The sequence below is a fragment of the Azonexus sp. MM2026_4 genome, assembly GCF_055901855.1.
The window spans coordinates 1573670-1598545 of sequence record NZ_CM148380.1 but is presented as its reverse complement, the minus strand read 5'-3'; the positions used below and the strand labels follow the sequence as shown (position 1 = coordinate 1598545).

Below are 24876 nucleotides of genomic sequence, written 5' to 3'. Positions count from 1 at the left end.
GCCGGTACGAGGCACGGCCTTGCTTAGTTGAGGGTGGCGGTGGTGACCAGGCGGGTGTCGATCAGCATCAGCGCCGGCACGGTATCGCCCTTGATCAGGCGGGTGGCGAGAAGGACGCCCTGAAACCCCTGTTCGGCGGCCTGCTGGTCGACGGTGACCGCGAGGCGCCCGGCCCGCACTTCGGCGACGGCTTCCTCCAGGGCATCGTAGGAGGCGACCTTGACCTGGCTGCGCTGCGTTTCCTGCAGGCACTTAAGGGCGCCGAGCGCCATCATGTCGTTGGCCGCGAAAAGCAGGCGGATCTCGGGGTGGCGGGCGAACATCTGCTTGGTCACGGCATAGCCTTCGTCGATCTTCCAGTTGGCGCTCTCGCTGGCGACCAGGCGGATGTTCGGGTTGTCGGCGAAGGCGCGGCGGGCACCTTCCATCCGCTGGCGGGCGTTGTCGGCGCTGCGGATGCCTTCGAGGATAGCGGCCTGGGTGGCGGCCGGCGCGCCGTCGGCGATGAAAGCGGCCGAACGGTAGGCGGCTTTTTCGTTGTCGACGCTGATGAAGGGAATCTCCTTGCCGCCGGCCTGGCGGATCGCCTCGGCGTCCAGGCGGTTGTCGATGTTGACCAGCTTGATGCCGGCGTCGCCGGCCTTCTTCAGTACCGGCACCAGGCGCTGCGAATCGCCGGGGGCGATGACGATGGCGTCCACGCCGGCGGCGATCAGGTCCTCGACGATCTGGATCTGCTGTTCGATCGAGGTTTCCTGGGCGGCGGTCTTCACCACCAGTTCGATGTTCAGTTCCTGCTCGGCGCGCCGTGCGCCTTTCTCCATTTCGATGAAGAAGGGATTGGTCAGCGTCTTCATCACGAAGCCGACCTTCTTCCTGGCCGGGACCGGCGCCGTCTGGCTGGCCGGGGCGTTGGCGCTGCTGACCGTGGACAGAGAGGGGCCGCTGCTGTCGCTGCAGGCGACAAGTCCGAAAAATGGCAGAACGATGGCTAAATGACGCAAGAGTTTCACGATCTACCTCTCTGGCAAAATTGATACCTTAGCACCGATTTGCCACCGGCAGGCGATGCGGGCCGCTTTGCCGTCTGCTGCGAATGGCAACAACTGCTCCAGACTTGAACAGTTTGCCCGTGTCGCCGCCGGGACAAGCTGGCCGGGCCGGCCTTTGCGGATTGGCACGCCACTTGCAGTCTCATTGCCCATAACAGCCCGCAGGGCGAAGTGGAGTGAGACATGAATCCGATCACAGGCCTGGCCGCCATCATCCTGGCGGTGCTGCTGACCGTCCGGCCCGCGCTGGCCGGGCAGGAAGACGTCGACCCGCTGGGGTCGGCGCGCTGGGGCGACATGCGTTACCTGTTCCCGGAACAGGCGACGTTGCGCTTCGACCCGCGGGTCCGCGTGCTGGCGCCGGAAGTCGCCGAGAACCCGATGCAGGTGCCGGTCACCGTGGACGCCAGCGAACTCGGCCCGGTCAGTGAGGTGATGGTGTTCGCCGACTTCAACCCGATCGTCGAGGTGCTGCGCTTCTATCCGCAGGCAGCGCCGGCCTGGCTGGGCTTTCGCATCAAGCTGCAGCAGTCGTCGCCGGTGCGGGCGGCGGCGCGTACCGCCGACGGCGTCTGGCATGTCGGCGGTGCCTGGGTGACGACGGTTGGCGGCGGCTGCACCGCGCCCTCGGCCAAGGCCGCGGCGCCGGACTGGCAGGCGCGCCTCAACCAGGTCAGCGGCCGGCAGTGGGAAAGCGGCGCGCAGGCCGGCCGGGTCCGCCTGCGCATCGAACATCCGATGGACACCGGGCTGGTCGCCGGGATTCCCGCCTTCCACCTGGAGCAGGTCGAACTGCTGGCCGACGGCCGTTCGCTGATGCGCCTGCAACTGCACGAGCCGGTCAGCGAGAACCCGGTGTTCACCCTCAAGCGCGGCGCCGCCGACGGGCCGGTCGAGGTGCGCGGCCACGACAACAACGGCAATGCCTTCCAGGCGAGGATAGAACCATGAAGCGCTGGCTGCCCCTGGCTTTCCTGGGCGTCGCGCTGGCTGCCGCCGGCGCCGATTTCGACTATCGCCTGAGCGCCGAGCGCGTCGCCGACGACGTCCATGTCTTCGTCGGCAAGACCGAGGATTTCACCCCGGCCAACGGCGGCAACATCGTCAACACCGGCTTCATCGTCGCTCCCGGCGGCATCGTCGTCATCGACAGTGGCCCGTCGCGCCGCTACGGCGAGCAGATGCGGCGGGCGATTGCCGCGGTGGCTGGGCGGCCGCTGGCGCTGGTCATCAACACCCACCATCACCCCGACCATTTCCTCGGCAACCAGGCTTTTGCCGACGTGCCGTTGGCGGCGCTGCCCGCCACCATCGAAGGCATCGTCAGCGACGGCAATGCTTTTGCCGAGAACCTTTACCGCCTGACCGGCGACTGGATGGCCGGCACCGAGGTGCTCGTGCCCAAACAGGCGCTGGCCGGCGGCCGCCAGGAGATCGCCGGGCGCCGCCTGCGCCTGCTGGCGCTCGACGGCCACACCGGGGCCGACCTGGCGATCTACGACGAGGCGAGCGGCGTGCTGTTCACCGGCGACCTCGGCTTCTTCGGCCGGGCGCCGACGACGCCGCACGCCGACGTGAGCCGCTGGCTGGCGGCGCTCGACACGCTGGAGGCGATCACCCGCGAGCCCGGTTTCCACGCCGTTGTCCCCGGGCACGGCCCGGTGGCGCGCGACGCGGCGCCGCTACGGCAGACCCGTGCCTGGCTGAACTGGTTGCAGATGGCGCTGCGCCGCTCGGCGGAAGGCGGGCTGGACATGAACGAGACGATGGCCCAGCCGCTGCCCGCCGAGTTCGCCGGCCTGCCGGTGGCGGCCAGCGAATACCGGCGCTCGGTCGGCCACCTGTTCCCGGCCATCGAACGGGAGGCGCTCGGTGCGCCGCGCTGAGCTGACGGGCGCGCTGCGCAGCCATCCGTCGCGGCCGGCACGCCGGCTGGGCGTGCTGATGCTGCTCTCGGTGCTGCTGCACGGCGGCCTCTTCCTGTTCATGGCGAAGGGTCGGCCGGCCTCGCCGCAGCCGTTGCCGACGATCGTCGCCACGCTGCGCCTGGCGCCGCCGTCGAACAACGTGGCGTCACCGGCGGCCAGCGCGCCGGCGACGCCGCTCCCGCAGGTCCGGCGCTTGCCGGCGGCCGCGGCGAACCCCCGGGTTCCGCGGTCGCAGGCGAGCGCCAGGCCGGCCAACGACGCGTCGCCGGCAACGCGCCCGGCCGCCGTGCCGGCGGCCGGCGTCAGCAGCGACACGGCGACGGGGCCGGCGCTTGCCGCCCCCGCCGTCGCCGCGGCCGAGGCAACGCTCGGCAGCGTGCCGTCAGCCGCCCCCTCGGCGCCGCCGGCGGCAGCGCTGGCCGCTTACCGCCAGCGTCTCGCCGAGCTGTTCGCGCAGCAGCGCAGCTATCCCCGCCTGGCGGCGATGCGCGGCTGGGAGGGCGAGGTCCGTCTGCGCCTGCGCGTCGCCCGGCGCGGCAACCTGGTCGCCGTCGACGTCGAGCGGTCGAGCGGCTTCGACGTCCTCGACCAGCACGCCCGCGCGCTGCTCGCTTCCATCGGCGACCTGCCGCCGCCGCCGGGCGATGGCGGCGAAATCCAGGTCGTCGTGCCGATCAATTACAAACTCGATAGAACCACCTGAGGAAGCCCCGATGTCCCGCCGTCTCACGCTCTCACCGCTTGCCCTGGCGCTCGCCGCCGCCTTCGCCCCGGCCGCTGCCGCCGAATCCGTGGTCGAACTGCCGGCCGTCGAGGTGGTCGGCAATTCGCCGCTCGCCGGCATCGGCATCCCGCGCCTGCAGGTACCGGCCAACGTGCAGGTGGTCGGCGAGCGTGATCTGGCGCAATCGGCGGCGCTCAACCTGCCGGGGCTGATGGGCCGCCAGCTGGCCGGCGTGACGATCAACGAGGTGCAGGGCAACCCTTTCCAGCAGGACGTCAATTACCGCGGCTTCACCGCCTCGCCGCTGCTCGGCACCGCCCAGGGGCTGTCGGTCTATCTCGATGGCGTGCGCGTCAATGAGCCCTTCGGCGACACCGTCAACTGGGACCTGCTGCCGCAGGCGGCGCTCGCCGGCATGGAAGTGGTGCCCGGCTCCAACCCGCTGTTCGGCCTCAACACCCTGGGCGGCGCGCTCGCCCTGCGCACGCGCAATGGCTTCGATCATCCGGGGACGACGCTCGAGGCGATGGCCGGCAGCTTCGGCCGGCGCACGCTGGGATTTTCGTCCGGCGGCCAGCGCGACAGCCTGGGCTGGTACGTCGCCGGCGACGGTTTCGCCGAGGACGGCTGGCGCGATTTCTCCAAATCCGACGCCGGCCGTTTCTTCGTCAAGCTGTCCCAGCGCAGCGCTGCCGGCGAACTCGACTTCAGCCTGCTGCGGGCGCGTACCAGGATGACCGGCAACGGCCTGCTGCCGCAGTCGATGTACGAAGCAGACCGGGCGCAGGTGTTCACCCACCCCGACCAGACGCGCAACGATCTCCTCCACCTCGCCCTGGTCGGGCGTCTCTGGCTGAACGGCGAGCAGAGCCTGTCGGGCAACGTCTACCACCGGCGCAACACGACGCGGACGCTGAACGGCGACGCCAACGACGAATTCGAGGACAGTCCCTTCGATGGCGTTTCCGACGAGGAATCCGGCGCCAACAACCGGACCCGCACCCGGCAGCGCGGCGAAGGGCTGGCGCTGCAGTGGAACCTGAACGGCGCCCGCCAGCAGATGACGGTCGGCGCGTCGTGGGACCGCGCCCGCATCCGTTTCCGGCAGACGCAGCAGCTTGGCGTGATCGACCCGACGCGCGGCGTCGGCGACCTCGAAGACGAGGAAGTCGAGAACGCGATCCGCGGCACCACCGAGACCCTCAGCCTCTTCGTCACCGACACTGTCGCTCTCAGCCCGGTTCTTCACCTGACCGCGTCGGCGCGCTACAACGCCAGCCACGTCACCACCTTCGACCAGCTCAACCGCGTCGCCCCCAACCTCGACGGCGATCACCGCTACCGCAAGCTCAACCCGGCGCTCGGCCTGACCTGGCAGGTGCTGCCGGCGCTCAACGCCTACGCCGGCTTCAGCCAGGGCAACCGGGTGCCGACGCCGATCGAGCTGGGCTGCGCCGACCCGGCCAATCCCTGCACGCTGCCCAACGCGATGGCCGCCGACCCCTATCTCAAGCAGGTCGTCGCCCGCACCCTGGAGGCCGGGCTGCGCGGCAAGCTGGCCGGCGGCATCGGCTGGAATGCCGGCGTCTTCCGCACTGTCGCCGACGACGACATCCTGTTCGTCGGCACCTCGACCAGCGCCGGCTACTTCACCAACTTCGGCCGCACCCGGCGCCAGGGCGTCGAGCTCGGCATCGACGGCCGGCACGGCAAGTTCGACTGGTTCGCCAGCTACAGCTGGCTGCACGCCACCTTCGGCTCGGCCGCCTGCCTGCTCGCCGAGAACAACAGCTCGCGCGGCACTTCTGCCGCATGTACGGCGAACGGACAGGACGACGAGATCGAGGTGCGCAAGGGCGACCGCCTGCCCGGGCTGCCGGCGCACAGCCTCAAGCTCGGCCTGAGCTGGCAGGCCGCCGACTGGCTGCGCCTGGGCGGCGACCTGCAGGCCTTCTCCGGGCAGTACGCGCGCGGCAACGAGAACAACGCGCACCGCGCCGGCAGCGCCACCGACGCCTTCGGCAACACGCGGGTCTTCAGCGGCAGCGGCCGCCTGCCCGGCTACGCCATCCTCAACCTCAACGCCGAGGCCCGCCTGGGCGGCGGCTGGGAGGTCTTCGCGCGGGTCGACAACGTCTTCGACAAGCGCTACGCGACGGCCGCCGCGCTGGCCGAAAACCCGTTTGCCGCCAACGGTGCCTTCCAGGTCGACGCCGCCGACTGGCGGCGCGAGACCTTCGTCGCGCCGGGCGCGCCGCGCGCCGGCTGGCTCGGCGTGCGCTACCGCTTCGCCGGGGTGTGAACGCGATGCGCCCGCTACGCCTGCACACCCGCATCAGCCTGGTCCTCACCGGCTTGGCCGGCAGCCTCTGCGCGGTCCTCGTCGGCCTCTGGCTGCACGGCGCGCGGCAGGGCATCCACGAAGAAATCGAGGCCGCCAACCGGGTTTCCGGGCAGTGGCTGGCGGCCCTCGTCGAACGCCTGCCGGCGAACGCCGCCGAGCTGCAGGCGGCGCTCGCGCCGCTCGGCCGTATCCGCGCCAACGAACTGCAACTGCTCGATGCCGGTGGCCGCCTGCATTACCGCTCGCCGCCGCCGACCTACAAGGCCGGGCGGCAGGCGCCGGACTGGTTCGCCGAACTGTTGCGGCCGCAGATCGCGCCGCGCCTGCTGGCGGTCGGCGAGCTGCGCCTGGTCCTGGTGCCCGACGCGTCGCGCGCGGTGATCGACGCCTGGGACGAGCTTTGCGCCGTCGCCGGTTGGGCGCTCGGCCTGCTTGGCTTGCTCTTCGTCGTCGTCCGCCGCGCGCTGGACCGCGCCTTGCAGCCGCTGGACGAGGTGATGCGGGCGCTGCAGCGGATCGGTTACGGGCGCTTCGACCTCCGTCTGCCGGTCTTCCCGGTGCCTGAGCTGGCCAGCCTGTCGAATGCCTTCAACGGCATGGCCGACCGCCTGCGGGCGGCGGTCGACGACAACGTCCGCCTGGAAACCGAGCGCGAGCTGGCGCAGCGCCTGCAGGCCCGGCTGGAGGAGGAGCGGCGGCAGATCGCCCGCGAACTGCACGACGAGATGGCGCAAGGCATCACCGCCGTGCGCGCGCTGGCCGGCGCCGTCGTCCAGCGCACGGCGGAACAGCCGGCGCTGCAGGCACCGGCGCAGCACATCCTGGCGGTGACCGGCGAACTGCAGGACGGCGTCCGCCGCATCCTGCACCGTCTGCGGCCGCTGCCCGGCGGCGAGCTGGCGGTGCGGCTGAACGACTATTGCGCCAGTTGGCGGCGCCAGCACGAGACGGTGGCGCTGCAACTGCGCGTCGCGCTCGCCGGCCACGAGCCGGACGACGCGCTGGCCGCGGCGGCGCTGCGCATCGTCCAGGAAGGGCTGACCAATGTCGCCCGGCACGCCGCCGCCAGCGAGGTCGAGCTGAGCGTCAGCGGCGGCGACGGCGTCCTGCGTATCGCGCTGCTCGACAACGGGCGCGGCGCCGGCGGGCGCTCCGCCGCCGCCGGCTGCGGCCTCGGTCTGACCGGTATGGGCGAGCGGGTGGCCGGCCTCGGCGGCAGCCTGCATTTCTTCACCCCGGCCGGCGGCGGCTTCGGCCTGGTCGCGACGCTGCCGCTTTTTTCCCTGGAGGAAGCATGAACCCATCCCTGAAAAACGTCCGCGTCGTGCTCGCCGACGATCACGCGGTGGTCCGCCTCGGTTTCCGGCTCTTGCTCGAAGGGGCCGGAGCGCTGGTGGTTGGCGAGGCGGCCGACGGCGAAGGCGCGCTGCGCCTGCACGCCGAAATGGCGCCCGACCTGCTGGTGATGGATGTGTCGATGCCGGGCGGCGGCGGCCTGCTCGCCCTCGAACGCCTGCGCGCCCGCGACCCGGCGGCGCGCATCCTGATGCTCTCGGCGCATCACGACGAGATCGTGCCGGTGCGTGCGCTGCGCCTGGGCGCCAACGGCTACCTGTGCAAGCGGGCGGCGCCGGCCGAGTTCCTGCGCGCCGTCGCCCAGGTGGCGGCCGGGCGCCGCTACCTCGATCCGGAGCTGGCGCAGCAGGTGGCGCTGGCCCAGCTTTCCGGCACGGCGCAGCCGCTGGAGACGCTGACCGAGAAGGAACTGGCGGTCTTCCTCAAACTCGCCGCCGGGCAGACGGTCAACGACGTGGCCGGCGACTTTCACGTCAGCCCGAGCACGGTCGGCACCCACCTCTACCACATCAAGCAGAAGCTGAACCTGCGCAACCCGGCGGAGATCACGCTGCTGGCGGTGCGCAACGGGCTGATCGAGGCCTGAGACGGGGGCGAATCATGATTTTCATGAGGCCGCGCTGGCGAACTCCGGGACGGCAGGCCGGCGGCGGCTGGGAATAATGAACCGGAGACGGGCCGCCACGGTCCGCCCAACCATAAACCAGGAGAGAGACTGATGAACTGCCGCCCGACCCCCATCGCCGCCTGTCTGGCGCTTGCTTTCGCCGTGCCGGCCGCGGCTGCCGACGACGCCGTGCGGCTCGACCCGCTGGTCATCACCGGCAGCCGCGTCGAGCAGAATACTTTCGACCTGCCGGCGGCGATCGACGTCGTCGATGTGGCGAGCGTCGGCGCGACGCAGGCCCGGGTCAATGCCTCGGAAGCGCTGGCCGGGGTGCCGGGGATCGTCGTCCAGAACCGCCAGAACTACGCCCAGGACCTGCAGATTTCGTCGCGCGGCTTCGGCGCCCGTACCGCCTTCGGGGTGCGCGGCATCCGTCTGGTCGCCGACGGTATCCCGGCGTCGATGCCGGACGGGCAGGGGCAGGCGGCGACCTTCAACCTCGACCGCGCCGAGCGCATCGAGGTCATGCGCGGTCCCTTGTCGGCGATCTACGGCAACGCGGCGGGCGGCGTCATCCAGTTGTTCACGCCGGACGGCAAGGGCCGGCCGAGCGTCGAGGGACGCTTCAGCGCCGGCAGCGACAGCAGCTGGAAAACCGACCTGGCGAGTCAGGGCGAGGTCGGCGGCGTTTCCTACGTGGTCGATACCTCGCGCTTCGTCTCCGACGGCTACCGCGACCACAGCGAAGTCCGGCGCGACCAGTCGCTGGTCAAGCTGGGCGTTTCGCCGAGTCAGGACGGGCGGCTGACTTTCGTCGCCAGCAGCTTCCGCCAGGTGGCCGACGACCCGCTCGGCCTCGACTGGGCGAGCGCCCGCAGCAAGCCGACCAGCGTCGTGCCGGCGGCGCTCGCCTTCGATACGCGCAAGCGGATCAGCCAGCAGCAGGGCGGCCTCAACTACGAGCACCGCTTCGGCGACGACAGCCTGCAGTTGGCGGCCTACGCCGGGCAGCGTTCGGTGATCCAGTACCAGTCGATTCCGCTCGGTCCGCAGGGCAACCCGCGCCATTCCGGCGGCGTCATCGATTTCGAGCGCAGCTATGCCGGCGCCTCGGCGCGCTGGATCGCCCGCCGCGAGGTCGGTGGCGGCCGACTGACGACGACCCTGGGGGCCGATTACGAGCGTTCGGTCGACGACCGCCAGGGTTTCGAGAACTTTGTCGGCGCGACGCTCGGCGTCAAGGGCGCCTTGCGCCGTGACGAAACCGACCGCGTGGCGGCGAGCGGCGTCTACGTGCAGAGCCAGTGGCAGGGCGAGCGCTGGAACTTCAGCGGCGGCCTGCGCCACAGCCGCGTCGCGTTCAAGGTCAGCGACCACTACATCGCCGGCGTCAACGGCGACGACAGCGGTTCGGTCGATTACCGGAAGACGACGCCGACGCTGGCCGCGATGTACGCGCTGACCCCGGCGGTCAATCTCTACGCCAGCGTCGCCCGCGGCTTCGAGACGCCGTCACTGAACGAATTGTTCTATTCCGGTCCGGGCGCGACCTTCAGCTTCGACCTCAAGCCGGCCACCAGCACCCACCTCGAAGCCGGCGTCAAAGCCATGCTCGGCGACAACGCGCGGCTCGACGTCGCGCTGTTCGAAGTGCGCACCAAGGACGAACTGGTCGTCGCCGCTTCCGCCGGCGGCCGTACCAGCTACATCAACGCCAGCCGGACGCTGCGCCGCGGCATCGAAGCCTCGCTCGACGCCCACTGGGCTGGCGGCTTCTCCGGCCGGCTCGCCTACACCGGCCTGCGCGCCGAGTTCGACAAGGCCTATACCGGCAACAGCGGCGTCGTCGCTGCCGGCAACCGCCTGCCCGGCGTGCCGTCTTCGCAACTGTTCGGCGAACTGGCCTGGAAACACGCGGCGAGCGGCTTCCAGGCGGCGATCGAAGGCGTCGCGCGCAGCCGCGTTTACGTCGATGACATGAACGCGGCGCGCTCGGCGCCCGGCTACGCGATCGCCAACCTGCGCTTCGCCGTCGATCGCAACTACGGCGGGCTGTCGGCCGGCGCCTTCCTGCGCATCGACAACCTGTTCGACCGCGAGTACATCGGTTCGGTGGTGGTCGGCGACGGCAACGGCCGCTATTACGAACCGGCGCCCGGCCGCGGCTGGCTGGCCGGGGTGAGCCTGAAGCACCAGTTCTGAGCGCGGCTCAGACGACGCCCTGGGCGAGCATCGCGTCGGCGACCTTGACGAAGCCGGCGACGTTGGCGCCATCGACGTAGCTGACCTTGCCGGCGGCATTGCGGCCGTGGCGCAGGCAGGTGTCGTGGATGTCGACCATGATCCGGTGCAGCCGGGCGTCGACTTCCTCGCGCGGCCAGGAGAGGCGCATCGCGTTCTGGCTCATTTCCAGGCCCGAGGTGGCGACGCCGCCGGCGTTGCTCGCCTTGCCCGGGGCGTAGAGCACGTCGCTCGCTTCGAACAGCTTCACCGCTGCGGCGGTCAACGGCATGTTGGCGCCTTCGGCGACGCAGATCGCGCCGTTGGCGAGCAGGGTACGGGCATCGTCGGCGTCGAGTTCGTTCTGCGTCGCGCAGGGCAGGGCGACGTCAACCGGCACCCGCCACGGCTTTTCGCCAGGCAGGAAGCTGGCGCCGACGCGTGCCGCGTAGTCGCTGACGCGGCCGTAGCGGTGGTTCTTTACGTCCATCAGTTCGGCGAGTTTTTCGCCGCTGAAACCGTCCTCGTCGACCACCGTGCCGCTTGAATCGGAGACGGTGACGACGCGGGCGCCGAGCGCCATCGCCTTCTCGACCGCGTACTGGGCGACGTTGCCGGCGCCGGAGACACTGACGCGCAGCCCGTCGAAACTGCGGCCGCGCTGCTTGAGCATTTCCTCGGCGAAATAGACGGTGCCGTAGCCGGTCGCCTCCGGACGGATCAGCGAACCGCCGAAGCTCAGGCCCTTGCCGGTGAACACGCAGTCGGCGCGGTTCGACAGTTTCTTCATCATGCCCGCCATGAAGCCGACCTCGCGGCCGCCGACGCCGATGTCGCCGGCCGGCACGTCGGTGTCGCTGCCGATGTGGCGGAACAGCTCGCTGACGAAAGCCTGGCAGAAGCGCATCACCTCACCCGGGCTGCGGCCTTTCGGATCGAAATCGGAACCCCCCTTGCCGCCGCCCATCGGCAGCGTGGTCAGCGCGTTCTTGAAAGTCTGCTCGAAGGCGAGGAACTTGAGGATCGACAGGTTGACCGAGGGGTGGAAGCGGATGCCGCCCTTGTAGGGGCCGATCGCCGACGAGTGCTGGATGCGGTAGCCGCGATTGACGCGCACCTCGCCGTGATCGTCCACCCAGGAGACGCGGAAGGTGAGTACCCGCTCCGGCTCGACCAGGCGGTCGAGCAGGCCGTGCTCGGCGTAGCGGGGATGGTCCTGGATGAACGGCCAGAGGCTTTCGATGACCTCGGCGACGGCCTGGTGGAACTCCGGTTGCCCGGGGTTTCGTGCGGCAACATCCTGGTTGAATTCTGCGAATGACTTGTAGCGCACGCGGCGGGCTCCCTTTGTTCTTGTTGATCAGTGTGCTGCGGTCGAGGCCGGCTGGATGACTTCGACCACGGTCAGCCGGCGGCTGTTGCCGCCGGGAAAGTCCCAGTCGATTTCATGGCCGACGCCGAGGCCGATCAGCGCGGCGCCGACCGGGGCGAAAACGGAGACCTTGCTGGCCGCCGGGTCGGCCTCGTCGGGATAGACGATCTCGACCTGGCGGCTGTTGCCGGTTTCCTGTTCGGTATAGCGGACGCGCGACCCCATCGTGACGATGTCGGCTGGTATTGATTCGTCGGGGATAACAATGGCGCGCTCAAGCTCGTCGCGCAGATCGTCGGGCGGCTGGATTGCCATCAGGCGAACGAAATCGCTCTCCCTGATGATCAGGTTGTTCTGCTGCATTTATCTGAATTTTCTGGTGATTTTTGTTGATCGGTTTTTTGTGTCGTGGGATTGCGGATGGTAGAAGGAAGTCCAAGGCTTGATAAGCCGGCGACTTTGCACAAGACTGTTTCCTTTTTAATAACAATTGGAGTGCGCGTGCACGACATCAACGACATGCTGCTGTTCGCCCAGGTGGTCAAGGCGCGCAGTTTTTCCGGGGCGGCATTGCGCCTGGGAATTTCCAAGTCGCGCGTCAGCAAGTCGGTGGCGCGGCTCGAGGCGGCGCTCGGCGTTCGCCTGCTGCAGCGCAGTACGCGCCGGCTCAGCCTGACCGAGGTCGGCGAGGCCTACTTCGAGCATTGCGACCGCATCGTCGACGAAATGGCGCAGGCCGAAAACACCATCGGCAGCCTGCACCGCGAGCCGCGCGGCAAGCTGCGCTTCAGTGCGCCGGTCGCCTTCAGCACGCTGCACGTGGCGCCGGCGCTGGCCGATTTCATGCTGCAGTACCCGGAACTGTCGGTGGACATGACGATCAGCGACCGCCTGGTCAATCTGGTGGACGAGGGCTACGACCTGGCGCTGCGCATCGCGCCGGTGCCCGGCGACAACCTGGTCGCCCGCCGGCTGGCGCCGATCCGTCGCAAGATCTGCGGCAGTCCGGCCTACCTGGCGCGCTGGGGCGTGCCGGAAAAGCCGGAGGACCTGGCCAGGCACAACTGCCTCGACTACACCTACTTAACGACGCAGGGCTTCTGGCACCTGCGCGGCCCCGGCGGCGACATCTCGGTGCCGGTGGCGGGCAGCCTGCGCATCAACGACGACGAGGCGCTATCGCAGGCGGTGCTGGGCGGGCTGGGGCTGGCGCTGCTGCCGACCTTCATCGTCGGCAGCGAGTTGCAGGCCGGGCGCCTGGTCGAGGTGCTGCCCGGTTACGTGCCGGTCGAGCGTTTCATCTACGCGGTGCATCTGCCGAACCGGCACCTGCCGCTGAAGGTGCGGGCCTTCATCGACTTCCTGCAGCAGCGCTTCGGCGACGAGCCGGAATGGGATCGCCCGGCATCGCCGGGCAGCGCGCGCCGCTGGCTCGGGCTGAGCCGTTGAGGCTCAGCAGCGGTGGGTCATCAGCGCCTTCAGGCCGCTGACGTTGAGGATGCGGATGTGCTTCTGCTGGACCGCGATGTAGCCTTCTTCCTGGAACTTCGAGAAGGCGCGCGACACGGTTTCCAGCTTGAGGCCGAGGTAGCTGCCGATTTCCTCGCGCGTCATGCGCAGGTAGAACTCGGCGTGCGAGAAGCCGCGCGCCGTGAAGCGCTGCGACAGGTTGAGCAGGAAGGCGGCCAGCCGCTCTTCGGCGCGCATCGTGCCGAGCAGCATCATGACGCCGTGGTCGCGGACGATCTCGCGGCTCATCACCTTGTGGAAGTGATGCTGCAGGTTGTGGATCTCGCGCGACAGGCTTTCCAGGCGGTTGAACGGGATCGCGCAGATCTCGCTGTCTTCCAGCGCGATGGCGTTGCAGGTGTGGTGTTCGGTGCTGATGCCGTCCAGGCCGAGCAGTTCGCCGGCCATCTGGAAGCCGGTGACCTGGTCGCGGCCATCCTCAAGCAGCACGTCGGTCTTGAAGAAACCGCTGCGGATCGCGTAGATCGAGTCGAAGGCTTCGCCGGCGCGGTACAGGTGATCGCCGCGCTTGATCCGGCGCCGGGTCGAAATCAGGTCGTCGAGCCGCTCCAGTTCCTCAAGGCTTAGGCCGAAAGGCAGACAGAGTTCGCGCAGGTTGCAGTTGGAGCACGCTGTCTTGATGACGGTCAGCGTCATCTCCTGATTCAGCGGGATCGGGCTGGGCATTGGCAACCTGCGTCGGCTTGATCCATGTCAACCGGAAATGCGATCCATCCCCACATAATCGGGCCAAAACTTGGCGCCATGTTCAATGAATTTCGCAACTGAAAACCTCGTCTTTGACCCACAGATCATTCGCCGTTTCGACGTAAACGGCCCACGCTACACGTCGTATCCCACTGCCGACCGCTTCGTCGAGGCTTTCGACGCCGAGGCTGCCGCTCTCTGGCTCAGCAAGCGCAACATCGGCGGGATCAGCCGACCGCTCTCATTATACTTCCACATCCCCTTCTGCAACACCATCTGTTATTACTGTGCCTGCAACAAGATCATCACCAAGGATCACGGGCGCAGCGCCAAGTACCTGAAGTACCTGGGCAAGGAGCTGGCGCTGCAGAGCGCCGCACTTGAGGGTAGCGGGGGCGAGCACGAGGTCATCCAGCTGCACTGGGGCGGTGGTACGCCGACTTTCCTGTCGCACGACGAGATGCGCCAACTGATGGCGGAGACGCGCCGGCACTTCAAGCTGCTCGACGGCGGCGAGTATTCGATCGAGGTCGACCCGCGCAAGGTCGATACGGCAACCGTGGCGCTGCTCGGCGAACTCGGTTTCAACCGGATGAGCGTCGGCGTCCAGGATTTCGACGAGCGCGTGCAGGTCGCGGTCAACCGCGTGCAGACCGAGGAAGAAACGGCGAACGTGATCGCCGCGGCGCGTGCCAACGGTTTCAAGTCGGTGTCGATCGACCTCATCTACGGTCTGCCTTTCCAGAGCGTGATGGGTTTCAACCGGACGCTGGAGCGCGTCCTGGCGATGGACCCGGACCGCCTGTCGATCTACAACTACGCGCACCTGCCCGGGCTGTTCAAGCCGCAACGGCGGATCGCCGACGCCGACCTGCCGAACGCCGACACCAAGCTGCAGATCCTGGCCCTGGCGATCAAGAAGCTGACCGACGCCGGTTACGTCTTCATCGGCATGGACCACTTCGCCAAGCCCGACGACGAACTGGCGGTGGCGCAGCGCCAGGGGCGCCTGCATCGCAACTTCCAGGGCTATTCGACCTACGCCGACTGCGACATGCTGTCCTTCGGCATCTCGTCGATCAGCAAGGTCGGTCCCACTTACTACCAGAACGTCAAGACGCTCGACGAGTACTACGACCGGCTCGACGCGCCGATGCTGCCGGTGGTGCGCGGCATCGAGCTGACCGCCGACGATATCCTGCGGCGTTCGATCATCCAGGCGCTGATGTGCCATTTCGAGCTGTCGATCGAGAGCATCGAGAGTTCGCACCTGATCGACTTCCACAAGTATTTCGCGGCCGAGATCGAGGATCTGCGCGAGATGGAGCGCGGCGGTCTGCTGAAGATCGAACGCGAGTGGATCACCGTGCTGCCGCCGGGGCGCATGCTGGTCCGCGTCATCGCCATGGCCTTCGACCGCTACCTGCGCGCCGACCGTCAGCGGACGCGTTACTCCAAGGTGATCTGAGCGGCGTGCCAGGAAGGGCCGGGGCGGGTTACACTGCGGTCTTTCCTGTCGCAAGCCTTGCCCCATGCCTGATTCCGGCTTCCTGGCACTGTTTCTCGTTGGTCTGCTCGGTGGTGCGCACTGCGTCGGCATGTGCGGCGGCATCGTCGGCGCACTGGCGATGGGCAGCCCGGCCCGCTGGTCGATGCACCTTGCCTACAACGGCGGCCGCATCCTCTCCTATGCCATTGCCGGGGCAATTGCCGGGGCGCTCGGCGCCGCCGGGCTGGGGCTCGAAGGACAGGTGCCGGCGCGGCTGATCCTCTACTTGTTCGCCAACCTGATGCTGGTCGCGCTCGGCCTCTATCTGATCGGCGTCACCCGCGCGCTGGCCTTCACCGAACGGCTCGGCCAGTCGCTGTGGCGGCGGCTGCAGCCGCTGACCCGGCGTTTCCTGCCGGCGACGCGGGTCGCTCAGGCCTTTCCGCTTGGCATGCTGTGGGGCTGGCTGCCCTGCGGTCTGGTCTACAGCGCGCTGGCCAGCGCGCTCTCGGCCGGTTCGGCGCAGCGCGGCGCCCTGCTGATGCTGGCTTTCGGCGCCGGCACCCTGCCCAATCTGCTGCTCGCCGGCATCCTGCTGGCGCGGCTCAACGAATTCGTGCGCCGGCCGGCGGTGCGCTGGACTTCCGGGCTGCTGGTGCTCGGCTTCGGCGTCTATGGCCTGTTCGGTCTGCCCCATCTACTGGAGGCGAGCTGACATGGAAGCTGACCAGGCCGAGCGGGTCGTCGAGTTTGCGATTGGCGGCATGACCTGCGCCGCCTGTTCGACGCGCCTGGAAAAGGTGCTGAACCGGCAACCCGGCATGCAGGCCAACGTCAATCTTGCCGCCGAGCGGGCGCGCGTGCGCCTGAGCGGGGTCGGCGCCGAGGCGGTGATTGCTGCGGTGGCGAAGGCCGGGTTCAGTGCGGCGGTCGTAGACGCCGGCACCCGCGAGCGGGAAAAGGCGGAAAAACAACGCATCTACCACAGCGAGATCCGCCGTTTCTGGATCGCCGTGGCGCTGAGCCTGCCGCTGGTCGGCCAGATGCTGTTCATGTTCGGCGAACACGGCATGCACAACGAACTGCCGCGCTGGCTGCAGTTCGCGCTGGCGACGCCGGTGCAGTTCTGGATCGGCTGGCGTTTCTACGACGGCGCCTGGAAGGCGCTGCGCGGCGGCGGCGCCAACATGGACGTGCTGGTCGCGCTCGGTACCAGCATGGCCTGGGGTTTCTCGACCGTCGTGACTTTCCTCGGCATGAGCGGGCAGCATGTCTATTTCGAGGGCGGGGCGGCGGTGATCACCCTGGTCCTGCTCGGCAAGCTGCTCGAGGCGCGGGCCAAGGCACGGACCTCGGAGGCGATCGAGTCGCTGATCCGCCTGCGCCCGAAGACGGCGCGCGTCGAACGCGACGGCCAGTGGCTCGAACTGCCGGTCGATGCGCTGATGCCGGGCGACGTCTTCCTGGTCCGCCCGGGCGAGAGCGTGCCGGTCGACGGCGCGGTGATCGACGGCGAATCGAGCGTCGACGAGGCGATGCTCACCGGCGAGAGCATGCCGGTCGGCAAGCGCAGCGGCGACAAGGTTTTTGCGGCCACCGCCAACGGCAGCGGCAGTCTGCGTTGCCGCGCCACCGGCGTCGGCGAGCAGACGCTGCTCGCCGGCATCATCCGCCTGGTCGGCGAGGCGCAGGGCTCGAAGGCGCCGGTGCAGCGGCTGGCCGACCGGATTTCCGGGATCTTCGTGCCGGTGGTGTGCAGCATCGCACTGGCGACCTTTGCCGGCTGGTGGTGGATCGGCGGCGATTTCGCGACGGCGCTGGTCAATGCCGTCGCCGTCCTGGTCATCGCCTGTCCGTGCGCGCTCGGCCTGGCGACGCCGACGGCGATCATGGTCGGCACCGGGCAGGGCGCCCGCGCCGGCATCCTGGTGCGCAACGCCGAGGCGCTCGAACGGGCCGAGAAGATCGCCGTGCTGGCGCTCGACAAGACCGGCACGCTGACCGCCGGCCAGCCGCAGGTGACCGACCTGCTGCCTTTCGGCATCGGCCGCGAGGAAGCGCTGCAACTGGCGGCGGCGCTCGAACACCATTCCGAACACCCGTTGGCGCGGGCGGTGATCGCTGCCGCCGACGGCCTCGAACTGCCGGCGGTGAGCGGTTTTGCGGCGACCGCCGGGCATGGCGTCAGTGGCGAGATCGGCGGTCGCCGTCTGCGCCTGGGGGCGCCCGGCTGGCTCGGCCTGGCCGCCGACGGCGCGGTCGCGGTGCTGCAGGGCGCCGGCAAGACGGTGATCGGGCTGGCCGAGATCGACGGTGACGAAAAAGTCACGCACATCCTGGCGCTGATCGCCATCGCCGATGCGCTGCGCCCGACCTCGCGCGAGGCGGTGGCCCGTCTGCGTCAGCGCGGCATCCAGGTGGTCATGCTGACCGGCGACAATCCGGCGACGGCGGCGGCAATCGCCGCTCAGGCCGGGATCGACGAATTCCGCGCTGGCATCCTGCCGGGCGACAAGGCGGCCGCGGTCAACGCGCTGAAGGCGGACGGCGGACTGGTGGCGATGGTCGGCGACGGCATCAACGACGCCCCGGCGCTGGCCGCGGCCGACGTCAGCTTCGCGATCGGCGCCGGTTCCGACGCGGCGATCGAGGCGGCCGACCTGACGCTGATCCGCAACGACCTGCTCGGCGTCGCCGACGCCATCGCGTTGTCGTCCGCAACGCTGGGCAAGATCCGGCAGAACCTGTTCTTCGCCTTCATCTACAACGTCCTCGGCATTCCGCTGGCGGCTTTCGGTTTCCTCAGCCCGGTGGTGGCGGGGGCGGCGATGGCGATGAGTTCGGTGTCGGTGGTGTCCAATTCGCTGTTGCTGCGGCGCTGGCGTCCGGCCGCCGGGCGGGGCGTTGAACGTCATGGGTAAACGCGGGGCCGACCTCTTTCGCGCTACGATGGATGCGGCGCAGGTGGGTATTTTCGTTCTGGCGCGCGGCCGTTTCCTCTACGTCAATCCCTACATGCGCAGGCTGTTCGGCTACGCCGAGGTCGATTTCATCGAGCGTCTCGGGCCGTACGACCTGGTCGTCGCCGAGCAGCACGAGCGGATCACCGAACAACTGGCCCGGCGGCCGGACGGCGGTGCCGTTGAAGCCAGCGAGTTTACCGGCCGGCGCCAGGACGGCAGCCTGTTCACCATGTCGGTGCTCGGCATGCCTTCGCGTTTCGACGGGCAGGTGGTCGCCGTCGGCACCGTCATTGACATCACCGACCGCAAGCAGGCCGAACAGCGCATCCGCGAACTGGCCGATTTCGACGCGCTGACCGGCCTGCCCAACCGGCGCCTGCTGCACGACCGCATCGAGCAGATGATCGCCGCCGCTGAACGGGACATGCACGGCGCCGCGCTGCTTTTCCTCGACATCGACCATTTCAAGCGGGTCAACGACTCGCTCGGCCACAGCGTCGGCGATGATTTGCTGTGCGCGCTGGCGCAGCGCTACGTCAAGGTGGTGCGGCGGATCGACACGCTGGCCCGCCTTGGCGGCGACGAGTTCATCATCCTGCTGCCCGAGGTGAACGCCGCAGCGGCGGCCGATGTCGCCCGTCGCGTCCTGGAGATTGCCGCTTCGCCGTTTTCGGTCGGCGGTCACGCGCTGACCGTCACCTCGTCGATCGGCATCGCCCTCTACCCGCAGGACGGCAAGGACATCGACACCCTGCTCAAGAACGCCGATACGGCGATGTACAAGGCCAAGGATCTCGGGCGCAACACTTTCCAGTTCTATTCCTCGGACATGAACATGGCGACGCTTGAGCGCCTGATGATGGAAAGCAGCCTGCGCCAGGCACTGACCGAGGAACAGTTCGTTCTCCATTACCAGCCGCTGGTCAGCCTGCAGAGCGGCGAGATCGTCGGCGTCGAGGCGCTGATCCGCTGGTTGCATCCCAATCTCGGCACCATCATGCCGGACCGCTTCATTGCCGTCGCCGAGGATAGCGGAATGATCAACCCGATCGGCGACTGGGTCCTGTTCGAAGCCTGCCGTCAGGCCCAGGCCTGGATTGCGGAAGGTTTGCTCTTGCGCACGATGGCGGTGAATGTGGCGCCGGTGCAGTTTCGCCAGGCCGGTTTCGTCGAAATGGTCGCCGGCGCGCTGAGCGCCACCGGGCTGGTCGCCGACTGCCTGGAACTCGAACTGACCGAACGCACCGTGATGCACGACGCCGAATTCACGCTCGGCACCCTGTCGGCGTTGAAGCGGATGGGGGTCAGCCTGGCGCTCGACGATTTCGGCACCGGCTATTCCTCGCTCGCCTACCTGAAGCGTTTCCCGGTCGGCAAGCTGAAGATCGACCGCTCTTTTGTCATGGACCTGGAAAACGACGCCGACGACCAGGCGATCGCCTCGACCATCGTCAGCATGGGGCGCAGCCTGCGCTTGACGGTACTGGCCGAAGGCGTGGAAACTCCGGAACAACTGGCGCTGCTGCGCAAAATGGGTTGCGGCATGGTGCAGGGCTTTCACTACAGCCGACCGCTGGCCGCCGCCGAGATGACCGAATTGCTGCGCCGCCAGCCTTTTCTCCACAGGGACTGAAGCATGGAAAACACTGAAATCCGGATCGGCGGCATGAGCTGCCAGGGCTGCGTCAAGAACATCACCGGCGTGCTCAGCGCTCTGCCCGGCGTCGCTTCGGCCGAGGTCTCGCTGGAAGCGGCGCAGGCGCGTGTCGCCTACGACCCGCAACAGGTCAGCCGGGCCGACCTGCTCGGCGCGATCGAAGACGCCGGTTTCGACGCCGAATAAAGCCGGCGATGACCGTGCCGCCCGAGGCCGATTGTCTGCTGCTTGCCCGGGCCTTGCCCGAATCCGACCTGCCGGCGACCCACGGTCTTCCCGAGCCGGCACGGTTGCCGGCGTTGTTGCGCTGTTTCACCGGGGTTTACGAGGCGGAGTACGCTCCGCCGCCGGAACTGCTGGCACACCATGGCGAGCACCCTGCGGTCAGGCAGGCAATCGCGGCGCACGCTGGCGGTGCCGGCAGCGAACCGCTGCTTCTCGTGCGCTTCTCCCATGCCCGCCTCGCCGACCTGCTGGCCATCCTTCTGCAGCAAGGTTTTGCCGGGTTTTCCCCGGTTTGCCGCCTGTCTTGAATCCCGATAGTTTTGTGTTCCGCGCGTTACGGCGCTGTTACCACTTGTAACGTAACCGCAAATGCGATAGATTCGCGTCTGCAATTAAGCAAGCCAGCCTGAAGCCAGCCAGCTTTTCCCCAACCTTATTGCCGTTGGGATGTCCTGGTCGCTTCCACCTGCTGGCAGCTCTCGTCCGGATGTCCCGCCGCGGCATCAATCCAGGATACGAGAGTGAAAAGAAAAGCTCAGGAAATCAAGCTGCCGGCCAGCTTCCGGACCTTGCCCCCGACCCGTTCGATGAAGAAGACCGGCATCGCGCTGGGGATTTCGACGACGATGCTGGCGCCGGTCGCCGCCTTCGCCACCGAACCGGCGAGCGAAGCCGAAATGGCGCCGGTGACCGTCGTCGAACGCGTCATCGACCACAATCCCTATGCCGAACCGGATGCCCCCTACAAGGCGCGCGTCTCCGGCGACGAGCGGCGCAAGCGACCGCTGGCCGAGACGCCGGCCAACATCAGCGTGCTGACCAAGACGCAGATCGAGGATTCGGGCTACACCGATCTGCGCGAAATCCTCGACGCGCAACCGGGGATCACGCTCGGCACCGGCGAAAACGGCAACGCCTTCGGCGACCGCTACATCATCCGCGGCCAGGAAGCGCGCAGCGACGTCTTCGTCGATGGTCTGCGCGACCCCGGGATGACCATTCGCGAAAGCTTCGCTGTCGAACAGGTGGAAATCTCCAAGGGGCCGAGTTCCAGCTTTGCCGGTCGCGGCACCGCCGGCGGCGCGATCAACTCGATCACCAAGCAGGCGACCACCGACTACGACTTCACCAAGCTGTCGGTCGGCCTGGGCACCGACGACCATCGCCGCGTCACCGTCGATACCAACTACGCGCTGACCGATACCGTCGCCGTCCGCGCCAACCTGCTCTACGGCTACGAAGAAGTGCCCGACCGCAGCCCGGCCGACCGCGAGCGCAAGGGCGTCGCGCTGTCCACGCTGATCAAGCCGAACGAGCGTTTCGACATCCTGCTCGACTACTACGGCTTCCGCGGCGAGGACCGCCCCGACCTCGGCGCCTATCTCTACGGCGCCTTGCCCAACCGCAAGCCGTTCAAGGACGCACCGGTCTATGCGCAGGACGAGGACTTCCTGAAGTCCGAGGTCGACACCTTCACGGCACGGCTGAAGTACCGCTTCAACGACAATGTCCGCCTGACCAACGCGACGCGCTGGGGCAAGTCGGAAAACGGCTATGTCGCCACCGGCGCCAGCTATGCCAGCGCCAGCAGCCTCAACCTGTCCACCCACCAGGGCTGGCAGGAGGTCGATTACTTCGCCAACCAGACCAACCTCTTCGTCGATACGGTGATCGGCGGCATGAAGCACGAGTGGAACCTCGGCCTCGAATACACCGACCATTCGGTGCTCAACGGCGTTTATCTGATGGATGGCGCCACCCGGGTCAGCAACGTTCCATTCAGCGCCATCGACGGCGGCGTTTCCCGCGCCAACATCCGCAAGGGCGACTGGGACATCGACTGGAACGTCAAGACGGTTTCCGCGTCGCTGATGGATACGGTCAACCTGACCGAGAAATGGACGGCTTTCGCCGGCGTCCGCTACGACCATTTCAAGTACGACATGAAGGCGTTCTGGAACCACGACAGCAGCAATGCGACGCCCAACGTGCTCGGCAACTTCAAGTATTCCGACTCGCTGTGGAACGGCCATCTCGGGCTGACCTACAAGTTCCGCCCGGACGCCAATGTCTACCTGACCTACTCGACGGCCAGCGACGTCAACGGCGGCGAGTCCGATGTCGGTACCGGCAGCGGCTACGGCGGCGTCGTCGTGCTGCCCAACGGAACGACCAACGGCTATATCGGCGCCTCGCCGGAAAAGACCGAAAACATCGAGCTGGGCACCAAGTGGAACCTGCTCGGCGGCAAGCTGTTGGCGACCGCCTCGCTGTTCCAGATCACCAAGTCGGAGGTCATGGAAGGCGCCGACTATGCGACGGTCGGCACCTTCAACACCGGCGAGAACCGCGTGCGCGGCATCGAGTTCGGCCTGGCCGGCAACCTGACCGACAAGCTGAGCGCCTTTGCCGGCGTCACCTTCATGGACTCGGAGGTGACCAAGTCGGCGAACCGGGAGAACAAGGGCAAGACGCTCAGCAACTTCGCCGACAAGACGGCGTCGGCACAGTTGCGCTACCAGGCGACGCCGGCCTTCGCCTTCGGTACCGCGGTCAAGTACGAGAGCAAGAAGTACGCGGGGCAACCGGACACTGCGGCCGGCTACGTCACGGCGGCGCAGGTCGCTGCGGGCAGCCAGCCGGCGTCGAACCTCGGCGCCTACACCCAACCGATTCCGGCCTACACGGTGTGGGACCTGTTCGCCGAGTACCGGGTGAACAAGGCGGCCAAGTTGCGCCTGAACGTCGGCAACGTCTTCGACAAGGATTACTACCTTGCCGGCTACCGTTCGGGCTCCTTCCTCTACAAGGGCGATGCCCGCAACGCCAGGCTGACGCTCAATTACGAGTTCTAAGCCAGGGCAAAAGGAAACGGGCGAATCTTCCGGGTTCGCCCGTTGGCATGCAATGCAAGAAAACCGACCGCCACTGACCGCCATTCCCGCCGAGATCCGCTGCGCGCAGGATTACGAAGCGATCGCCGGGCATTTTCTGGCCGCCGATCGTCTCGCCTACATCGCCGGTGGCTGCGGGCACGAGACGACGCTGGCGGCGAATCGCGCCGCCTTCGACGGCACCCGGATCTGGCCGCGCCTGCTGCGCGATGTCGGCCAGGGGCATACGGCGCTGGAGCTGTTCGGCCGCCGCCTGGCGCATCCGATTCTGCTGGCACCGCTCGCCTACCAGACGCTGGCCCACCGGCAGGGCGAAATCGACGTCGCGCGCGGTGCGGCGGCGAGCGACAGCGGCTTCGTGCTGAGCACGCTGGCCGGGCGGACACTGGAAGAGGTGGCGGCGCAGGCCGGCGCGGAGCGCTGGTTCCAGCTGTATTTCCAGGCCGAGCGCCGGCATACGCTAGACCTCGTCCGGCGCGCCGAGGCCGCCGCCTACCGGGTGCTGGTGGTGACGCTGGACACGGCGATCAAACTGCCCAGCCTGCGCGCCCAGCGCGCCGGTTTTGCGCTGCCGGCGGCGGTGGTCGCCGCCAATCTGACCGATTACCCGGCCGCGCCGCCGCCTGTCATCGAGCGCGGACAGAGCCGCGTCTTTCAGGGGGTGATGGCGCAGGCGCCGACGCTCGCCGACCTCGACTGGCTGCTTGGCGAGACGCGTCTGCCGGTGCTGGTCAAGGGTGTCCTGCATCCGCAGGATGCGGTGCTGCTCAAGGAACGCGGCGTTGCCGGGCTGATCGTCTCCAACCACGGCGGTCGCTCGCTCGACGGCGCGCCGGCCAGCCTCGCCGCGCTGCCGGCGATCCGCGCCGCCGTCGGCGACGCTTATCCGCTGTTGCTCGACAGCGGCATCCGCAGTGGCAGCGACGTCTTCAAGGCGCTGGCGCTGGGCGCCGACGCGGTGCTGGTCGGCCGCTTGCAGACCTACGCGCTGGCGGTTGCCGGGGCGCTCGGCGTTGCCCACCTGCTGCGCTTGCTGCGCGAGGAACTCGAAGTGTGCATGGCGCAGGCAGGCTGCGCGACGCTGGCCGACATCGGTGCGGCGATGATTTTCAAGGAAAAGGAAACGAGATGTTGATTCCGATCGAAGGAGTCCTGAGCAAGGACGAAGTCAGGCAGTTCCGCGAGTCGCTCGCTGTCGCGCCATGGGAAGACGGCCTGAAGACGGCCGGTACGCTGGCCCGCGCCGTCAAGCGCAACCAGCAACTGGCGGATGGCTCGCCGCTGGCGGTCGAGTTGGGTAACCGCATCCTCAGGCGACTCGGCAACAACCCGCTGTTCATCTCGGCGGCCTTGCCGGCGCGCATCTATCCGCCCAAGTTCAACCGCTACGCCGACGGCGGCACCTATGGCGCGCATGTCGATAGTGCGGTGATGCAGGTGCCGGGCACGTCGATTTCGGTGCGCAGCGACCTCTCGGCCACCCTGTTCCTCGCCGAGCCCGACGAGTACAACGGCGGCGAGCTGGAAATCGAGGGCCCCTTCGGCATCCAGGCGGCCAAGCTGGCGGCCGGCGACCTCGTCCTCTATCCGTCGAGCAGCCTGCACCGGGTGACGCCGGTGACGCGCGGTGCCCGCATCGCCTCCTTCATGTGGATCCAGAGCATGGTGCAGAACGACAGTTCGCGCACGCTGCTCTTCGATCTCGACCAGGCGATCCAGGGCATGACCGGCGTCGTGCCGGCCGACGACGAGCGTCTGCTCAAGCTGACCGCCGTCTATCACAACCTGCTGCGGCAGTGGGCAAACCCCTGATTTCAAGGAGAAACGC

The 24876-nt window shown here is 68.1% G+C and carries 21 protein-coding genes; 17 read left to right on the top strand and 4 right to left on the bottom strand.

Translation table 11 applies throughout. From position 1 onward, the window contains the following. Nucleotides 1–23: 23 nt before the first annotated feature. Nucleotides 24–1013, bottom strand: coding sequence for a substrate-binding domain-containing protein (locus AC0KWY_RS07355; RefSeq protein WP_474028980.1), 990 nt, complete (start codon nt 1011–1013; stop codon nt 24–26). Nucleotides 1014–1235: 222 nt separating this feature from the next. On the opposite strand from AC0KWY_RS07355, the gene AC0KWY_RS07350 reads away from it, so the two are divergent. The 7 genes from AC0KWY_RS07350 to AC0KWY_RS07320 all read left to right on the top strand — a co-directional run bounded on the left by AC0KWY_RS07350 (nt 1236) and on the right by AC0KWY_RS07320 (nt 10213). Continuing rightward, nucleotides 1236–2003, top strand: coding sequence for a quinoprotein dehydrogenase-associated SoxYZ-like carrier (locus AC0KWY_RS07350; protein WP_474028979.1), 768 nt, complete (start codon nt 1236–1238; stop codon nt 2001–2003). After that, nucleotides 2000–2938: a quinoprotein relay system zinc metallohydrolase 1 gene (locus tag AC0KWY_RS07345; protein WP_474028978.1), complete on the top strand. Its 939-nt coding sequence runs from the start codon at nt 2000–2002 to the stop codon at nt 2936–2938. The genes AC0KWY_RS07350 and AC0KWY_RS07345 overlap by 4 nt, the downstream gene beginning before the upstream one ends. Further along, the gene (locus AC0KWY_RS07340; protein ID WP_474028977.1) at nt 2925–3683 is read left to right on the top strand and encodes a TonB family protein; all 759 of its coding nucleotides are present in this window, start codon (nt 2925–2927) and stop codon (nt 3681–3683) included. The genes AC0KWY_RS07345 and AC0KWY_RS07340 overlap by 14 nt, the downstream gene beginning before the upstream one ends. Before the next feature lie 10 nt (nt 3684–3693). Next, complete coding sequence (locus AC0KWY_RS07335) at nt 3694–6006, top strand: TonB-dependent receptor family protein (RefSeq protein ID WP_474028976.1); 2313 nt, start codon at nt 3694–3696, stop codon at nt 6004–6006. Nucleotides 6007–6011: 5 nt separating this feature from the next. Then, nucleotides 6012–7346 (top strand): HAMP domain-containing sensor histidine kinase, encoded by a 1335-nt coding sequence (locus tag AC0KWY_RS07330; RefSeq protein WP_474028975.1) that lies wholly within the window; start codon nt 6012–6014, stop codon nt 7344–7346. Beyond that, a complete protein-coding gene (locus tag AC0KWY_RS07325) occupies nt 7343–7990 on the top strand; it encodes a response regulator (protein WP_474028974.1) in 648 nt (215 codons plus the stop codon). The genes AC0KWY_RS07330 and AC0KWY_RS07325 overlap by 4 nt, the downstream gene beginning before the upstream one ends. A 132-nt stretch (nt 7991–8122) precedes the next feature. Beyond that, entirely contained in the window at nt 8123–10213 is a 2091-nt protein-coding gene (locus tag AC0KWY_RS07320) for a TonB-dependent receptor family protein (protein WP_474028973.1), read from the top strand. 7 nt (nt 10214–10220) lie between these two features. Here AC0KWY_RS07320 and gdhA read toward each other — a convergent pair whose 3' ends face one another. Continuing rightward, on the bottom strand, nt 10221–11564 hold the full coding sequence (gdhA, locus tag AC0KWY_RS07315; protein WP_474028972.1) for an NADP-specific glutamate dehydrogenase: 1344 nt from the start codon (nt 11562–11564) through the stop codon (nt 10221–10223). A 27-nt stretch (nt 11565–11591) separates the two neighbouring features. Further along, entirely contained in the window at nt 11592–11966 is a 375-nt protein-coding gene (gene rnk / locus AC0KWY_RS07310; RefSeq protein WP_474028971.1) for a nucleoside diphosphate kinase regulator, read from the bottom strand. A gap of 138 nt (nt 11967–12104) precedes the next feature. On the opposite strand from rnk, the gene AC0KWY_RS07305 reads away from it, so the two are divergent. Beyond that, nucleotides 12105–13052: a LysR family transcriptional regulator gene (locus AC0KWY_RS07305; RefSeq protein ID WP_474028970.1), complete on the top strand. Its 948-nt coding sequence runs from the start codon at nt 12105–12107 to the stop codon at nt 13050–13052. Between the two features lie 3 nt (nt 13053–13055). Here the strand turns inward: AC0KWY_RS07305 and fnr are convergent, their stop codons facing one another. Further along, nucleotides 13056–13799 carry a fumarate/nitrate reduction transcriptional regulator Fnr gene (gene fnr / locus AC0KWY_RS07300; protein WP_474028969.1) on the bottom strand — a complete coding sequence of 248 codons (744 nt, stop codon included), beginning with the start codon at nt 13797–13799 and terminating at the stop codon, nt 13056–13058. Nucleotides 13800–13884: 85 nt separating this feature from the next. Between fnr and hemN the strand changes: the two genes are divergently transcribed. From hemN to AC0KWY_RS07255, 9 genes are all read left to right on the top strand, one after another. Then, nucleotides 13885–15288 (top strand): oxygen-independent coproporphyrinogen III oxidase, encoded by a 1404-nt coding sequence (gene hemN, locus AC0KWY_RS07295; RefSeq protein WP_474028968.1) that lies wholly within the window; start codon nt 13885–13887, stop codon nt 15286–15288. A gap of 64 nt (nt 15289–15352) precedes the next feature. Further along, complete coding sequence (locus AC0KWY_RS07290; protein WP_474028967.1) at nt 15353–16024, top strand: sulfite exporter TauE/SafE family protein; 672 nt, start codon at nt 15353–15355, stop codon at nt 16022–16024. Nucleotide 16025: 1 nt separating this feature from the next. Then, the gene (locus tag AC0KWY_RS07285; RefSeq protein WP_474028966.1) at nt 16026–18230 is read left to right on the top strand and encodes a heavy metal translocating P-type ATPase; all 2205 of its coding nucleotides are present in this window, start codon (nt 16026–16028) and stop codon (nt 18228–18230) included. Continuing rightward, complete coding sequence (locus AC0KWY_RS07280; RefSeq protein ID WP_474028965.1) at nt 18223–19905, top strand: putative bifunctional diguanylate cyclase/phosphodiesterase; 1683 nt, start codon at nt 18223–18225, stop codon at nt 19903–19905. The genes AC0KWY_RS07285 and AC0KWY_RS07280 overlap by 8 nt, the downstream gene beginning before the upstream one ends. Before the next feature lie 3 nt (nt 19906–19908). Beyond that, nucleotides 19909–20115: a heavy-metal-associated domain-containing protein gene (locus AC0KWY_RS07275; RefSeq protein WP_474028964.1), complete on the top strand. Its 207-nt coding sequence runs from the start codon at nt 19909–19911 to the stop codon at nt 20113–20115. Between the two features lie 8 nt (nt 20116–20123). Next, nucleotides 20124–20462, top strand: coding sequence for a hypothetical protein (locus AC0KWY_RS07270; RefSeq protein ID WP_474028963.1), 339 nt, complete (start codon nt 20124–20126; stop codon nt 20460–20462). A gap of 213 nt (nt 20463–20675) precedes the next feature. After that, on the top strand, nt 20676–23009 hold the full coding sequence (locus AC0KWY_RS07265) for a TonB-dependent receptor (protein ID WP_474028962.1): 2334 nt from the start codon (nt 20676–20678) through the stop codon (nt 23007–23009). Nucleotides 23010–23061: 52 nt separating this feature from the next. Next, the gene (locus AC0KWY_RS07260) at nt 23062–24183 is read left to right on the top strand and encodes an alpha-hydroxy acid oxidase (RefSeq protein WP_474028961.1); all 1122 of its coding nucleotides are present in this window, start codon (nt 23062–23064) and stop codon (nt 24181–24183) included. Beyond that, nucleotides 24177–24860, top strand: a complete 684-nt coding sequence (locus AC0KWY_RS07255) for a Fe2+-dependent dioxygenase (RefSeq protein ID WP_474028960.1) — start codon at nt 24177–24179, stop codon at nt 24858–24860. The genes AC0KWY_RS07260 and AC0KWY_RS07255 overlap by 7 nt, the downstream gene beginning before the upstream one ends. The last annotated feature ends 16 nt before the right edge of the window (nt 24861–24876 follow it).